This window comes from Streptomyces sp. NPDC054796, from assembly GCF_053611545.1.
On sequence record NZ_JBSHAO010000032.1, the window covers coordinates 67,816 to 83,215 of the forward strand.

General features: G+C 73.0%; 8 protein-coding genes. 4 read left to right on the forward strand and 4 right to left on the reverse strand.

Features of this window, described 5'->3' with window-relative positions:
• Positions 1–112: 112 nt before the first annotated feature.
• Positions 113–2,716, forward strand: a complete 2,604-nt coding sequence (locus ACWGJ2_RS24955) for a glycosyltransferase family 4 protein (protein ID WP_453348437.1) — start codon at positions 113–115, stop codon at positions 2,714–2,716.
• On the opposite strand, the gene ACWGJ2_RS24960 is transcribed toward ACWGJ2_RS24955, so the two are convergent.
• Entirely contained in the window at positions 2,668–4,785 is a 2,118-nt protein-coding gene (locus ACWGJ2_RS24960; protein ID WP_453348461.1) for a hypothetical protein, read from the reverse strand. The genes ACWGJ2_RS24955 and ACWGJ2_RS24960 overlap by 49 nt on opposite strands.
• Positions 4,786–5,181: 396 nt before the next feature.
• On the opposite strand from ACWGJ2_RS24960, the gene ACWGJ2_RS24965 reads away from it, so the two are divergent.
• Complete coding sequence (locus ACWGJ2_RS24965) at positions 5,182–6,855, forward strand: glycosyltransferase family 2 protein (RefSeq protein WP_453348438.1); 1,674 nt, start codon at positions 5,182–5,184, stop codon at positions 6,853–6,855.
• 108 nt (positions 6,856–6,963) lie between these two features.
• Here the strand turns inward: ACWGJ2_RS24965 and ACWGJ2_RS24970 are convergent, their stop codons facing one another.
• Complete coding sequence (locus ACWGJ2_RS24970; protein WP_453348439.1) at positions 6,964–11,979, reverse strand: NAD-glutamate dehydrogenase; 5,016 nt, start codon at positions 11,977–11,979, stop codon at positions 6,964–6,966.
• A gap of 463 nt (positions 11,980–12,442) precedes the next feature.
• On the opposite strand from ACWGJ2_RS24970, the gene ACWGJ2_RS24975 reads away from it, so the two are divergent.
• A complete protein-coding gene (locus ACWGJ2_RS24975; protein ID WP_453348440.1) occupies positions 12,443–12,892 on the forward strand; it encodes a DJ-1/PfpI family protein in 450 nt (149 codons plus the stop codon).
• A 121-nt stretch (positions 12,893–13,013) separates the two neighbouring features.
• On the opposite strand, the gene ACWGJ2_RS24980 is transcribed toward ACWGJ2_RS24975, so the two are convergent.
• Both ACWGJ2_RS24980 and ACWGJ2_RS24985 read right to left on the reverse strand, forming a co-directional pair.
• Positions 13,014–13,724: an HAD family hydrolase gene (locus ACWGJ2_RS24980; RefSeq protein ID WP_453348441.1), complete on the reverse strand. Its 711-nt coding sequence runs from the start codon at positions 13,722–13,724 to the stop codon at positions 13,014–13,016.
• 142 nt (positions 13,725–13,866) lie between these two features.
• Positions 13,867–14,421 (reverse strand): DUF6912 family protein, encoded by a 555-nt coding sequence (locus ACWGJ2_RS24985; RefSeq protein WP_453348442.1) that lies wholly within the window; start codon positions 14,419–14,421, stop codon positions 13,867–13,869.
• 284 nt (positions 14,422–14,705) lie between these two features.
• Between ACWGJ2_RS24985 and ACWGJ2_RS24990 the strand changes: the two genes are divergently transcribed.
• A complete protein-coding gene (locus ACWGJ2_RS24990) occupies positions 14,706–15,395 on the forward strand; it encodes an Rv3235 family protein (protein ID WP_453348443.1) in 690 nt (229 codons plus the stop codon).
• Positions 15,396–15,400 lie beyond the last annotated feature (5 nt).

Here is a 15,400-nt window from a genome sequence, read left to right on the forward strand (position 1 = left end):
ATACGACGTTCTCTTAGCCCATATCACCTGACCGCGTTGCGCGTCGAGCCCTCGTCAACCCCTGTCGCGGCATTCACTACATAACGGAACAATATTCACGATGTGGGGCATTATGACCGCGTCTTCCGAGTCGCACTCTGTGAGGAAGCTGGAGCAGATGAAGATCGCCTTCCTGCTGGACAACGCCTACGGCATCGGCGGAACGATCCGGTCAACGGTGAACCTCTCCCGGGCACTCGCCGACCGCCACACCGTCGAGGTCGCCAGCCTCCGCCGGAACACGGAGAAGCCCGCCCTCCCCTTCGACCCCAGGGTCAAGCTGATCCCGCTCCTCGACCTGCGCAAGGACTCCCGGGACTACGACGGCGACGACCCCCTCTTCCACCGGCCCAGCAGACGCTTCACCGAGGGCACCGACCACTTCGAGCGCGGCATCGCCACCCACCTCGGCGACCAGCGGATCCGCGACTACCTGCACCGGACCGACGCCGACGTCGTGATCGCCACCCGGCCCAAGCTCAACGACTACCTCGCCGCCTACGGCAGCGACCGGTACGTGCGCATCGGCCAGGAGCACCTCACCCGCGAGATGCACGTCGAGCACGTGCGCAGCCACCAGGACGCCGCGATCAGACGGCTCGACGCCTTCGTCACCGTCTCCTACGCCGACGCCGCCCACTACCGCGAGGCGCTGGGCGCCAGGGACGAGAACGACGAGGGCACCGGCGTCCGCGTCGTCTGCGTCCCCAACGCCGTTCCGGCGGCCGACATCGAGCCGTCGGACGGCGAGAGCAAGCTGATCGTCGCCGCCGGGCGGCTGATCAAGATCAAGCGCTACGACCGGCTGCTCAACGCCTTCGCGCTCGTCTCCGAGAAGCACCCCGACTGGAAACTGCGGCTCTACGGGCGCGGCAAGCGCCAGCCCGCGCTGCGCGCCCACATCGACAGCCTCGGCCTGTCCGACCGCGCCTTCCTCATGGGCGCGCACTCCCCCATCGAGCCGGAGTGGGCCAAGGGCGCCATCGCCGCCGTCTCCTCCGACGCAGAGTCCTTCGGGATGACCCTCGTCGAGGCCATGCACTGCGGGGTCCCGGTCGTCAGCACGGACTGCCCGTACGGTCCTGGCGAGATCCTCACCAACGGCAAGGACGGTCTCCTCGCGCCGCTGGCGGACGAGGAATCGTTCACTGTGCGCGCCTACGCGGACGCGCTGCTCCAGCTCGTCGAGAGCCCGGACCTGCGCCGCCGCATGGGCCAGGCAGCGCTGCTGAAGGCCGCGCGGTACGCGCCGGACCGCGTCGCCGCCGAGTACGAGCAGCTCATCGGGAAGCTGCTGGCCGAGCGGCCCGTGCTGGCCGCAGCCCGTCCCGCCAGGGGCGCGCGGCAGGCGCAGCCTCCGGAGGGCGCGGACGCGGGCGCGGCCACGTCCACGGTCACGGGGTCCGACGGGGCGGGCGCGTCGTCCGGCGCGGGCGACGGGTCCGGCGCGGGCGACAGGCCCGGCGCGTCCGGTGGCGCGGGCGGCAAGGGGAAGCGCCCCGGCGGGAAGCGCCGCGGCCGTCCGTCCCTGCGGCGCCTTCTGCGCCGTCTCCTCCGCCCCTCCCTGCGCCGCCGCCTCGCCCCCCTCCTGCGCCCCGTGCGGCGGCTGCTGCGCGGGCAGCGGCCCGTGCCCCGCAAGGCCCCGGCCTCGCTGCCCCGCCCGCAGGCCCATGTGCGCGTCGCCGCCGACGGCTCGGTCGTGGTCAGGCTGCGCGCCAAGCGGCTCCCCGAGGACGGCGCCGCACTGCTGCTGCGCACCCGGCACGGCGCCAGGACGGAGACCGTCCGCGTCCCGCTCCCCCCGCGCGGCGCCGCCGTCGACGGCTGGACCGAGACCCGCCTCGACCGCTCGGGCCACCGCCTCGCCGAGGCCCGCTGGGACCTCTACGTGGAGCGGGAACGGGACGGGAAGCGCAAGCGCGTGCGCGCCGACCTCGTCGAGACGGCGCGGCTGCTGTCCCTGCCCGTGCCGCTCGACGAGGACGGGGCCGTGGCGCCCTGGATCCCGTACACCACCGCCGACGGCTATCTCGCCCTGCGCACCTGGCGCCGCCAGGGCCACGCCGAGGTCACCTCGATCGCCCTGGGGCGGGAAGCCTTCCACGTGGAGGCCCTGCTGTACGGCGCTGCCGGGCACCCCGAAGCGCTCAGGGAGGCGGCCGTGCTGGCCGTCGCGCGGACGGACAAGGAGCGCGGCTTCGAGGTGCCGGTGAGCGTCACGAGCGCGGCGGACGGCGCCGACGGGCCGCCGTCGGTCGCCTTCGAGCTGCCCTACGACCTTCCCGGCGCCCTGGACTCCGGTTCCGGCGACGCGGTCTGGGACCTGTGGCTGCGCCCCGGCGGCCAGGACGCGGCCGCGGTGCGCCTCGCGCGGCTGCTGGACGACCTCGCGGCCCGCAAGAAGACGGACGTGCTGCCCCGGGCGCGACTCGGCGACAGCGGTACGGGGGTCCGCGCGTACTTCTCCGTCAACAACGACCTGGCGCTCGCCCTCCAGCCCGTCCCGGAGGAGGAGCCGCAGACGGCGGACACCATGCCCGAGCAGGCACCGGCCGAGCGGACGCCCCACCAGACCGGCGGCCACCAGACCGGGGGCCGCCCGGCCCAGGGCCACCCGTCCTCACCGCGTCAGGGGCAGAGCCCCTCCTCGTCGCCGAGCGCGTCGGCCAGGGCCTGACGGCCGACGAGTTCGGCGTCGTCCCTGGCCTCCCTGCCCACCGCCTCGGCCTCGGCGAGGCGCGCCGCGTGCCCGTTCGTCTGCCGCGCGTTGCGCGCCTCGGCCTGCGCCCCGAGGGCGAGCGCCGCCTGGTTGAAGCGGACGAGGGAGGGCGGCTCCGAGGGGCCGAGGAGGTGCGTCTTCAGCTCCTTGCGCGCCTGGGCGAGGGTGTCAGCCGAAGGGTGCCTGACCGACTCCAGCAGCGCGGGCACCCCGGACGCGTCGGGGGAGAGGATCGTGGCGGCCCGCACGGTCGGGTACCCGGCCTTGAAGTCGGCCTCGCTCAGTCCGCTGGTGTTGACCACGGCGTACGGCTTCTGGCTCGCGAGGAAGTCGGAGACCACGGAGGAGACGTCGGAGACGAGCAGGTGCGTCCGGTTGAAGCAGGCGTAGATGCCGGGCCTGCGCCCCGTGACGACGCGGTGCTCCCACTCGGGGAACGAGGCCCAGTACGCCTCCTCCCAGGCTTGGGTGGCCTCCTCCACGCGCGCGGTGCGGCTGCCCCTGGGCGCGCCCTGGAGCAGCATCCGCTCGGCCTCGTCGGCGCCCCGGCGGAAGGCGCACGTGGTCAGCGCCTCCAGCTCGGCGCGGCGCCGCTCCAGCTCCGCCGCCTCCTCCCCGGCTCCCCCGTCCCGCTCGCCCCGTTCCGCGGCGCGCGCGGCGCTCGCCTCGCGCACCAGTTCCCGGATGCGCTGGTCGGCCTCGGCGGCGCGCGGGTCGACGGAGCCGGTCATGGGGTGCGGCTTATAGAGCAGCCGTACGGCGGGGTCGGCGAGCAGGGCGCGGACGATCGCCTCACCGGCCAGCACGACCGAGGTGTTGCCCGGGTCGTCGGTCCAGCCCTCCCAGGTCGGCGCGTAGAGCACCGTGGTCGTCCCACCCGGCGCCGGAGGTCCTTCGTACGGGTGAATGGGCGCGAGCTGGGGGCGGCCGACCTCGACGACGTCCTTGTCCTCCACGCCGATGTCGGCCGACTGGTAGCGCTCGCGTGCCGCGGCACCCGCGACCCACACCTCGTCGTACGCCTTCGCGTACGGGTTGCAGGAGGAGAGCTTGTCGCTCTCGCCGTGGTTGATGAAGGCGTGTTTGATCGTGGGGATGCGCAGAACCTGTGAGGTCTTGCCCGAGTTCGCCGGGTGGAGCAGCACGCGCAGCGTCGAGTGCTCCAGCCGCATCAGATGGGCGACGCGGGGGACGCACAGCACGGGGATGTCCGTCGCGTCCAGCTTCTGCACCATGAAGCGCTCACGGAGCACGATGACAGGGCGCCCGTCCAGCTCGGCGAGCGTGGAGAGCCACATGTTGGCCTGGTAGGCGGAGGCGGTGCCGCCGGAGAAGTACATGCCGATGGTCGGCCGGTACTCCGCCAGCCACGCGTCCAGCCACGCCAGCGCCTCCGCCTCCCCCACGGGACGGCGCGAGGGCAGCAGCCAGCCCGCCAGGTGCCCCACCCCGGCCAGCAGCGCCACACAGCACACCCCGGCCGCCAGCGCGCCCCACAGCGCGTACCCCGTCAGCGCTGTGGCGGCCATCCCCGCCGTGGTCAGCAGGCCGACACCGGCGAGCCGCAGCGTGCTCTGCCGCCCGAAGAGCGCGGGCGGCGCGGGGGTGAGGTTGAGCGCGGAGGCGTCGATGTTGCGGGTGACGACGGGCAGCCTGCGCGAGAGCCGTACCCGGCCCGCGACGGCCTGGCACACGAAGTGCAGCCCCCAGTAGCCGAGCATCGCGGCCAGCAGCGGGACCCCCTCGACCACGGGGTGCAGGGCGTCCAGCCGTGCCAGCCCGACGAGCAGCAGCCCGTCGCGCACCAGGTGCCGCACGGTGGCGCTGAGCTGGATGCGGCCCAGCCTTCTGCCCAGGCCGCGCCATCGCCTGCGGAGCAGGAGCACTTCGAGCAGCACCGCGAGCAGCGCGCCGGCCGCGACCGGCGCCGCAGCCGCGAGCACGATGCCGAGCAGCTGGAGCAGACAGGCGGCGGCCAGCAGCGGCAGCGCGACGACGGGCGCTGCCAGCCGGCTCTCGAAGGGCATCACCGGGCCGCTCGTGGGTCCGTTCTTCTCCAACGTCACACCTTCCCGGCCCCGGGACCAGGGCGCATGTACGGAGCGTGCCGGAATGATCACCGTATGCCCGGAAGCGGGCGGGTGCCGCGCGGCACTGGGCCGTTCCGGGGACGCGGGGCAGCACCCCGGGGCCCCTGCGCGGCGCGGGCCCCACGCGCATCGCACGTCTCACGCGCGCCGCGGCACCCCCTCCGATCGCGACATTCAGGTCACACGCCTCTAGCATTTCCATACGCCATATACCGGACACGCGTACGCCTGGAGGACCCCCGTGCAGACCGCCGCCCAAGCCGCGCTCGCCCCCGCCCCCGCATCCCGTGCGCCCCGTCACCCCGTGCCCCACCACCCGCCCCAGGGGCTCATATGAACCGGCCTCTCAAGGTGAGCGTGGTCGTCCCCACGTACAACACGGGACGCACTGTTCTGGACGGGCTGCGGTCGCTGCGCGAACAGTCCATGGACCGCGAGGACTTCGAGGTCCTCTACGTGGACGACGGTTCGACGGACGACACCGCCGCGCTACTGGAGTCGGCCCTCGCGGACGAGCCCCATATGCGGCTCATACGCACCACGAACTCCGGCTGGCCGGGCCGCCCCCGCAACATAGGTACCGACGCCGCGCGCGGCGAGTATGTGCACTACCTGGACGACGACGACTGGCTCGCCCCCAAGGCGCTGGAGAAGCTGTACGCGCGGGCGCGGGAGACCGGCGCCGACATCGTCATCGGCCGCATGGCGGGCCACGGCAGAGGCGCCCCGCGAGCCCCCTTCGCCAAGCCCATGGCGCACGGCGACTTCCGCAAGGACACCGTCCTCGCCGGGTCGATGACCGTGCACAAGCTCTTCCGCCGCGCCTTCCTGACGGACCACGCGCTGCGGTTCGCCGAAGGCAGGGTGCGCCTGGAGGACCACCTCTTCATGCTCCGCGCCTATCTGCTGGCGTCGGGCGTGGCCACCGTCCACGACTACACCTGCTACCACTGGGTGCGGCACCGCGACGGCCTCCACAACATCAGCTATCAGCGCATAGAGCCCGCCCCCTACGTCGACAGCATCCGCCGGGTGCTCGCCGTGCTCGACGCGCCCGACACCCACGTCCCCCCTGGCCCGCTGCGCGAGCGGCTGCTCGCCAACTGGTACGGCAACAAGGCGCTGCGGCGCCTCACCGGCAAGGGCCTGCTGATGCAGCCGGGCGACTACCGCGACGCGTGGTTCGGCGCCGTCAGCTCCCTGGCCGCCGACCTGCCCCCGGAGGCCGACGCGCACCTCCCCGCGCGGCTGCGGGTCCTGTCGGCGCTCGCCCGGCACGGGGATCTGTCGCTGCTGGAGGACTTCGCCGTCTTTGAAGCGAACATCGACCATCTGCCGCGGCTGATCTCGGCCGAGTGGGACGGTCCCCTGCTCACCGTGAAGGCGCGCACGCGGCTGATGCACCGGGCCGTCGCCGACCGGCCCGCAGCGCCCGTCGTCTTCACGCGCGACGCGGAGGACACCAGGGACACCGAGGGCGGCGAGGGCGGCTTCCACTGGAGGCTGCCGCACGCGCTGACCGCCGTCCCCGGGGTCCCCGAGGCCGCCGACTTCACCGACGAGGTGCGGCACGGCAAGGCGACGGGGCTGCTGCGGCACCGCGAGGACAGGACCGAGATCGCCGTGCACGGCACCTCGCGCCTCGTCGAACTCCCCCTCGGCCCCGACGAGGCCGACCCGGACGCCGCAGCGACCGCAGCGCCCGAGGCACCCGGGCCCGCCGGGCTCCTGGCGCGCGCGGCACGCCGCCTGGGCCTGACGAGCCCGCCGGACGAGGAAGCGCCGCCGAGCCGGAACGGGCAGGGCCGCGCCCTGTGCTACGAGGCCGAGTTCACCATCGACCCGGCCACCGCCGACCAGGGCGGCCCGCTCGCGCCCGGCACCTGGGACGTGCTGCTCCGGCTGAACACCTGCGGCTGGCTCAGCGCGCCACGGCTGCGCGGGGTCACCGTGGAGGGCGTACGGGAAGCGGCCGAAGCGGAAGCGGAACGCGTTCCCAGCACCTGACCCCCACCCGCCTCCGCATATGAGGGTGCCCCCGGAACGATGCGTTCCGGGGGCACCCTCGTCAGCTCGGCGAAGCCCGCTCAGCGGCTGCCGCTCAGCGAGCGCCGCTCAGCGGTTGCTGCGCAGCAGCGTCCGCATCGTCCGCATGGCCACCGACAGGTTCGCCAGGTCGAAGGTGTCCGACGCCTGGATCTCCTCCAGCGTGGCCCGCGCACGGGAGAGGATCGTGGAGGTCTTCTCCTCCCACGCCTCGTACCGCTGCTCGGGCGTCGAGGCGCCGCTGCCCTCGGACAGCACGTCGGCCGCGATGAGCTGGTGCGCCGCGTACAGGTCCTCGCGGATGGCCGCGCGCGCCATCGACTGCCAGCGGTCGTTGCGCGGCAGCTCGCTCACCCGCTCCTGGAGCTGGGTGATGCCGAGGCGGTCGCCGAGGTCGTAGTAGACGGCGGCGACGTCCATCAGCTCGACGCCCGTACGCTCCGCGACCGCGACCACGTCCAGCGCTGGGAAGGCGGCCGAGAAGCCCGCCACCTTCAGCGCCAGCCCGGACGGGACGCCCGCGCCCTCCAGCCGGTCCAGGATCTGCTGGTGCCACTTGAGGTCGTCGCCCTTGAGGAGCCCGGGCAGCTGGTCCCAGACCGTCCGCACCCGCTCGCCGAACAGCTCGATGGTCTCCGCGAGCTGCAACGGCTGCGGCCGGTTGTTGAGCAGCCAGCGCGTGCCCCGCTCCACGAGGCGGCGCGAGTGGAGCCGGATGCTGGTGAGCACGTCGGCCGGGACCTGGTTGTCGAGCCCCTCGACCTCGTCCCAGATGGCACCGATGCCGAAGATCGCGCGGGCCGCCGTGTGCGCCCTTACGATCTCCTCCGTCGAGGCGCCCGACTCCTCCTTCATGCGGTGCAGGAAGGTGCTGCCGCCCGTGTTCACCGTGTCGTTGACCAGCAGCGTCGTCACGATCTCGCGGCGCAGCGCGTGCTGGTCGATCTCGTCGGCGAACCGTTCCTGGAGCGCCCTGGGGAAGTAGGCGTGGGCGAGGCCGCGCAGATACGGGTCGTCCGGCAGGCCCGTGCCGACCAGCTCGTCGGTGATCGTGATCTTGGTGTACGCGAGCAGCACCGCCAGCTCGGGCTGCGTCAGGCCCTGCCCGTTGGTCAGCCGCTCCCTGATCAGCTTGTCCGAGGGCAGGAACTCCAGGCCGCGGTCGAGCTTGCCCTCCTTGACCAGGCGGCGCATGTACCGCTGGTGTGCGTGCAGGAGGCTGGGCGCGCCCTCGATGGAGTTGGCCAGGGCGACGTTCTGCGCGTAGTTGTTCCGCAGGACCAGCTCGCCGACCTCGTCGGTCATCTCGGCCAGCAGCGCGTTGCGCTGCTTGACGGTCATGTCGCCGTTGGCCACGACCGCGTTGAGCAGGATCTTGATGTTCACCTCGTGGTCGGAGGTGTCCACACCCGCGCTGTTGTCGATCGCGTCGGTGTTGACCCTGCCGCCCTTGCGCGCGAACTCGATCCGGCCGAGCTGCGTCAGCCCCAGGTTGCCGCCCTCTCCGACGACCTTGACGCGCAGGTCCTGGCCGTCGACGCGGATGGCGTCGTTCGCCTTGTCACCGGCGTCCGCGTGGATCTCCGTCGACGCCTTCACGTAGGTGCCGATGCCGCCGTTCCACAGCAGGTCGACGGGCGCGCTCAGGATGGCCTTCATCAGCTCGGCCGGGGTCATCTTGGTGACGCCCGCGTCGATGCCGAGGGCCGCGCGGACCTGCGAGGTGACGGGCACGGACTTGGCGCTGCGCGGGTGGATGCCGCCGCCCGCCGAGATCAGCTCCTTGTCGTAGTCCGCCCAGGAGCTGCGCGGCAGCTCGAACAGGCGGCGCCGCTCGGCGTACGAGGTGGCCGCGTCCGGGTCGGGGTCGAGGAAGATGTGCCGGTGGTCGAAGGCCGCGACCAGCCGGATGTGCTCCGAGAGCAGCATGCCGTTGCCGAACACATCGCCCGACATGTCGCCGACGCCCACGGCCGTGAAGTCCTGCGTCTGGGTGTCGTGGCCCAGCTCCCTGAAGTGCCGTTTCACGGACTCCCAGGCGCCGCGCGCCGTGATGCCCATGCCCTTGTGGTCGTAGCCCGCCGAGCCTCCGGAGGCGAAGGCGTCGCCCAGCCAGAAGCCGTAGGCGACGGCGACCTCGTTGGCGATGTCCGAGAACGTCGCCGTCCCCTTGTCGGCCGCGACGACGAGGTAGGTGTCGTCGCCGTCGCGCCGCACCACGTCCTCGGGCGGGACGACCTCGCCGTTCACGAGGTTGTCCGTGATGTCCAGCAGCCCGGAGATGAACGTCTTGTAGCAGGCGATGCCCTCGGCCTGCCAGGCGTCGCGGTCCACGGCCGGGTCGGGCAGCTGCTTGCCGACGAAGCCGCCCTTGGCGCCGACGGGCACGATGACCGTGTTCTTGACCTCCTGCGCCTTGACCAGGCCCAGGATCTCCGTGCGGAAGTCCTCACGCCGGTCGGACCAGCGCAGACCGCCGCGCGCGACCTTCCCGAAGCGCAGGTGCACGCCCTCGACGCGCGGCGAGTACACCCAGATCTCGTACTCGGGCCTGGGCGCGGGCAGATCGGGGATCGCCTGCGGGTCCAGCTTCATCGAGACGTAGGTGTGCGGGCCGCCCGCGCTGTCCTTCTGGAAGTAGTTCGTGCGCAGCGTCGCCTTGATGACCGTGAGGAACGAGCGCAGGATGCGGTCCTCGTCCAGGCTGGCCACCAGATCCAGGGCGCCGTCCAGTTCCTCCTGGATGCCGTCGGTCAGCTCGTGCCCGGCGCCCGCGCGGCGCGGCGACATGCGCGCCTCGAAGAGGCTCACCAGCAGCCGCGTGGTGTGCACGTTGTGCCGGAGGGTGTCCTCCATGTACGTCTGGCTGTACGTGGCGCCCGCCTGCCGCAGGTACTTCGCGTAGGCGCGCAGCACCATCGCCTGCCGCCACGTCAGCCCGGCGGACAGGACGAGGGAGTTGAGGCCGTCGTTCTCGGCCTGGCCCGTCCACACCGCGGCGAAGGTCTCCTGGAAGCGCTCGCGCGCGTCCTCGCCGAGGTCGTGCGCCGTGGTCTTCGCGGGCGCCACGGGCAGCCGCAGCCCGAAGTCGTAGATCCACGCCTTGCTGCGGTCGGAGCAGCGCAGCTCGTAGGGGCGCTCGTCGACGACCTCGACGCCCATGGACTGGAGGATGGGGAGGATCGAGGAGAGCGAGACGGGGCGGCCCGTGCGGTAGATCTTGAAGCGGCGCTCTCCGGCGGCGGCGCCGACCGGCTCGTACAGGCTCAGCGAGAAGTCGGACCCCTCACCGTCGTCACCCCCGTCGTGGCCCTCGCCGTCGCCCTTCTTGCCCAGCCGCTCGATGTGCTGGAGGTCGGCGACCGCTGCGCGCGGCGGGAAGTCCGCCTTGTAGCCCTCGGGGAAGGCGGTGGCGCCGTAGCGGTGGCTCAGCTCGGCCGCCTGCTCCTCGCCGAACTCGGCGACCAGCGCCTCCGCGAAACCGTCCGCCCAGGAGCGGGCCGCCTCGGCGAGACGGGCCTCGATCCGCTCGGTGTCGGCGTCCGTCAGCTCGGGCAGCCGCGCGCCCGCGGGCACCCGGATGACGAAGTGCAGCCGGGAGAGCACCGATTCGGTGTTCCACGCCGTGTAGTCGACGCTGGAGCCGCCCAGTTCTTCGGCGAGGATCTCCGTCAGCCGCAGCCGGACCGCCGTGGTGTAGCGGTCGCGGGGGAGGTAGACCAGCGCGGAGTAGTACCGCCCGTACTCGTCGCGCCGCAGGTACAGCCGCAGCTTGCGGCGCTCCTGGAGGTAGAGGACGGAGGTGACGATGGACCGCAACTGGTCGACGGGGGTCTGGAACAGCTCGTCGCGCGGGTACGTCTCCAGGATCTGGAGCAGATCGCGGCCCGCGTGGCTGTCAGGGGTGAAGCCCGCCGAGGCGAGCACCTCCTCCACCTTGCGGCGGATGACGGGCACGCGGCGGACGGACTCGGTGTACGCGGCCGACGAGAAGAGCCCCAGGAAGCGGCGCTCCCCGACGACGTTGCCCTCGGCGTCGAACTTCTTCACGCCGACGTAGTCGAGGTACGAGGAACGGTGCACCGTGGAGCGGCTGTTGGCCTTCGTCAGCACCAGGAGCCGGTGCTCGCGGGCCTTGGCGCGCGCGTCGGCAGGCAGCCGGTTGAAGGACGGCGAGACCGGGTGGCCCTCGGCGTCGGTGTCGGTGTGGTGCGGGTCGGAGCGCAGCACGCCCAGGCCCGTGCCGGGGACGGGCGCGAGGGCCAGCTCCTCGTCGCTGGGCTCCTTGGACAGCTCGTACTCGCGGTAGCCCAGGAAGGTGAAGTGGTCGTCGGCGAGCCAGCGCAGCAGCTCGCGGGCCTCCTCTGCCTCCTGGTCGGGCAGGTCGGCGGGGAGGGGCTCGTCCGTCAGCTCGTCGGCGATGCGGGTGGCGGCGCCGCGCATCTTCTGCCAGTCCTCGACGGCCTCCCGCACGTCCGAGAGGATGCGCAGGAGATCGGAGTTGATCTGCTTCAGATCGTCCCTGTCGGTCTCCCTGTCGATCTCGACATGGATCCACGACTCGGTGACCGCGTCGTGCGGCAGCTCCTTACGGGTGCGCGCGCCGGCGGGCTCGTACGGGTCCAGCCCGGCGTCCAGCACCTCCAGCAGCTTGCCCGTCACATCGCGGCGGACGACGACCTGCGGGTGGATGACGGCGTGGATGCCGCGGCCCTTGTGGGACAGGTCGTTGGTGACCGAGTCGACCAGGAAGGGCATGTCGTCGGTGACGATCTCGACGACGGTGTGCGTGCAGGTCCAGCCGTTCTCGTCGACGGTCGGCGTGTAGACCCGCACATTGGCCGTCCCCTGGGGACGCTCCTGGGCGAGCCGGTAGTGCGCGAGCGCCGCTCCGAGAATGTCGACCGGATCGCGGTCCGCGAGGTCCTCGGGCGCGGTGTGGAGGTAGTAGCGCTGGAGAAACGCCTCAAGGGCGCCGTTCTCAAGGCCCTCCACCGGGTGGTTCCCCCCGGCGGGGCTTTGCTCAGCTACCCGAGCGGCCTCCGTCAGCCGCTCGGCCTTTGCTTCATCCAGCTTGGTCTGCATGTCCTCTGGCTCCTGTCGCGCGCCGTTGCGTGACGTCGGGTGTGGCGGAGGCGCGGCGAGGAACGCGAGGCACGCGGGGTGACCGCTCGGGTTCGACGCAGCGCCGCGAGAAACGACCAGCCGCGGCCCGGGCGCTGTGACGCGGTGGGCGCAGGGTGGAGGCGGCGTTGCCTCCGGTGGATATCGGGCTGATCACGTACGTAAGGCTATCGTCCCGCACCGCACCCCCGTCATGGGCCGCAGTTGTACAAAAGCGGAGGCCGGACTTTGACGGAATGGACAGCGACAGCGCTGCCCGGGGACGAACCCGCAGGCAGCGGGCGTGCCGAGGGCGGAGCCGGAGCGGGGCCGCGACGGGATCCGGACGAGGCCTGACCGGGGCCGAGCGGGGCCTGAGCGCGCCCTTGGCAAAACGCCCGCCCGGAGCACGTTGAATACGCGCGGCGCTCCGGATGTGGACACCATGACCGCCAGCATCCTGATCGTGACCGGTGACGCGGCCGAGTCCCTGGAAGTCCTCTCCCCGTATCAACGGCTGCGCGAGGAGGGCTACAACGTTCATGTCGATCCGGGCCAGTACTCCGCTCTGGTGATCCCGGGCGGCCGTGCGCCCGAATATCTGCGCGACGACGCCGAGCTGCGCAAGATCCTCAAGGCGTTCTTCGACGCCGACAAGCCCGTCGCGCAGATCTGCCACGGCCCGCTGCTGACCGCCTCCGTCGGCGGTCTCCGGGGCCGCCGCGTCACGGCCTACCCGGCGCTGGAGCAGGACATGGAGGCCGCGGGCACCACCTTCCAGGACTCCGAGGCCATGGTGGACGGCACCCTCGTCTCCTCCCGCGCCTGGCCGGACCACTCCGGGTGGATGCGGGAGTTCCTGACGGTGCCGCGGGCGAAGGCACCGGTCTCGTAGCGGGGCGGTCATGCGGCGAGGGCACGGCTGGCGGGGGTGCGGCGACTCGCGGCAGGCCGGGCCCGTGAGGGCGCCGCCCGTTCCACGAGGGGGCCGCTCAGGCGCGGGCTCAGGAGCCGCCTCAGGCGCGGGCGAGGCGCTCGGCCTCATCGACGGCCTCCACGAGGGTGTCCACGACGGGCACACCCGCCTCCTCCAGGCTGGCCCTGCTGTGCGAACCGCCGGTGTAGAGCACGGCGTGAGCACCTACGTGGGCCGCGGCAAGCGCGTCGTCGAGCGCGTCCCCGATCACCACGGTGCGGGACGCCTCGACGCCGCCGCCGAGCGACGTCAGCAGGGTGAGGTGCCGCTCCATCTGGGCCGCCTTGCCGCCGCCCGAAGGGCCCGTCGCGCCGTCGACGCGCAGGAAGTGCCGCTCGATGCCGTGCGTACGCAGCAGGGGCAGCAGTCTGTCGTGCGGCGCGAGGGAGCACAGCGACTGGGTGCGCCCCGCCTCGCCTCCCCCGGCGAGCAGTTCCATGGCGCCCTCGGCCAGCACGGCGTCGTGGACGCGCTGCCAGTAGTGGCGGTGGAAGGTCTCGTCCATCACCGCCCACTCCTCCTCGGTGGGCAGCCGTCCCATCAGCCGCTCGTAGAAGCGCGGCACGGGCACGCAGTACAGCTCCCGGTAGCGCTCCAGCGTGATGGGCGCCATGCCCAGCTCTTCGAAGGCGGCGTTGGTGGCGTCGATCACGGCGTGGATGTCGTGCAGCAGCGTGCCGTTCCAGTCCCACACGATGTGCGCCGCGTGCCCCTCGTGCCCCGGACGTCTTTTCAGGTTCCCCGTTCCCATGTCTCCCGACCGTACGCGCCGGGTCCGACAATCCGGTACCGGATTCCTCCCGCCCCGCCCGTCAGCCCCGCCCCACGGGTCCGCCCCACGGGGCTCGACAGAGTCAGGGCAGCCCAGCTCAGGGGCCCGGTTCAGGGGCCGTTCAGCCGAGCAGGTTCGGGATCTCCTGTGTGGCGTACCACAGCAGCTCGTGGTCCTCCGCGCCGTCGACGGTGAAACGCGCGTCCTCGTCGCCACGCGCGGCCGCGTCCAGCGCGTCCACGGCCGCCGCCACGTCGGCCTCCGCGTCGGCCGCGTCGAGATGCACCGCGGCGGCCTTCGCGAGCCGTACCGTCTCCGCGACCCGTACCTCGCCCAGCCCGGCCGGGTCCCCCGAGCCTCCGGCGGCGGCGCCGTCGCCCGGCGCGGGGCTGACGGCGGCGTCCGGTACGTCGGCGGCCACGACCACCCGGCGCCGTGCCGCTCCGGGGTCGGCCGCCAGGAGCCGCAGCGAAGCCTGGGCCGCGCGGCCGAGCGCGGCGTACTCCAGCTCCTCGATGTCGTCGGAGAGGTACCACTCGCGCAGCCCGGGCGTGACCGCGTACGCGACCAGCGCGTCCTGCTCCGGCGACGGCCCCGGCCCCGGCCCCGGCCCCAGCTCACCCGCCTTGTGCGCCTCTTCGAGAGCGGAAAGAGTCAGGGGGACATAGACACGCATGGCTGCCGCTTTCGTGTATCGCCGGACCGTATGCACCGCCAGGATACGGTCCGCACGTCCGCGCGCACCCGTACGGGCGTGCCGCGAAGCCGCAGGTGACCGGGGTGCGGCGTCAGCCCGCGTCCGCCCGTGGGTCCTGATAGGTGAACCTCTCCCGGCCCGGCGCGGCCGGGTACGGGCGCGTTGCGGCCCCGTGAGCGGTCCCGCTACAACCGACACCGAAGCTACCGCCGGGTATCCGCAACCGCGGCCCTGCCCGTGCCCGCCACGCATCGGGGGTCCCCATGAACAGCGCGTCCCAGCCGTCCAAGCCATCCGCCGCCCGCCCCGTCCCCGCCACCGCGTCGGCACCGCTGCCCTCGGCGCCATCGCCGTCGCCGTCCGCGCGCCGCCGCCAGGGCCCGCCAGGGCGGCGGGACCAGCGGGGGCCCGGGCGCGCCCCGCAGCGCCGCCGCACGGGCGCGCGGCCCGCCGACTCCGCGCTGCGGGCCGCCGCACAGCACGGCCGCGCCCAGCAGCCGCACCACTGGTTCGCGCAGCGGCTGCTGCTCGTCCTCAGCGGACAGCGCCCCGTCCACACGCTGCTCGGGCACGTCCAGGGCCCGGTCTTCGAGGAGCTGGCGCGGCTCGCCCCGCGGGCGCCGCTCAGGCCGCGCGGCGTCGGTTCCGGTGCCCCCGTGGTGGCGGAGGTGGACAGGCAGCAGCCGCGTGCGGGGGTGATCGAGGCGTTCGCGCGGATCACGTCGGGCGGGCGCCTTCGTGCGCTGGCGTTCCGGCTGGAGGCGGACGAGGACGGCGACGGCGACGGGCCGCGCTGGCGCTGTGCCGCGCTCGCGCTCGACGGCCTCGACGGCGCCCCCTCACGAAGCCCCGGCGGCACGGGCCCCGGCCCCCACGCGGGCCCGGCCCGTACGAGCCGCACCGCACCACCCCCGCCCCGGAGGCGCCCCCTCCCCACCCCGGCACACACCTGACACAC

Coding starts and splice junctions, on each gene's coding strand:
- ACWGJ2_RS24975 (WP_453348440.1), top strand. CDS start 12,443: ATGACCGCCAGCATCCTGATCGTGACCGGTGACGCGGCCGAGTCCCTG.
- ACWGJ2_RS24965 (WP_453348438.1), top strand. CDS start 5,182: ATGAACCGGCCTCTCAAGGTGAGCGTGGTCGTCCCCACGTACAACACG.
- ACWGJ2_RS24960 (WP_453348461.1), bottom strand. CDS start 4,785: ATGCCCTTCGAGAGCCGGCTGGCAGCGCCCGTCGTCGCGCTGCCGCTG.
- ACWGJ2_RS24955 (WP_453348437.1), top strand. CDS start 113: ATGACCGCGTCTTCCGAGTCGCACTCTGTGAGGAAGCTGGAGCAGATG.
- ACWGJ2_RS24990 (WP_453348443.1), top strand. CDS start 14,706: ATGAACAGCGCGTCCCAGCCGTCCAAGCCATCCGCCGCCCGCCCCGTC.
- ACWGJ2_RS24980 (WP_453348441.1), bottom strand. CDS start 13,724: ATGGGAACGGGGAACCTGAAAAGACGTCCGGGGCACGAGGGGCACGCG.
- ACWGJ2_RS24970 (WP_453348439.1), bottom strand. CDS start 11,979: ATGCAGACCAAGCTGGATGAAGCAAAGGCCGAGCGGCTGACGGAGGCC.
- ACWGJ2_RS24985 (WP_453348442.1), bottom strand. CDS start 14,421: ATGCGTGTCTATGTCCCCCTGACTCTTTCCGCTCTCGAAGAGGCGCAC.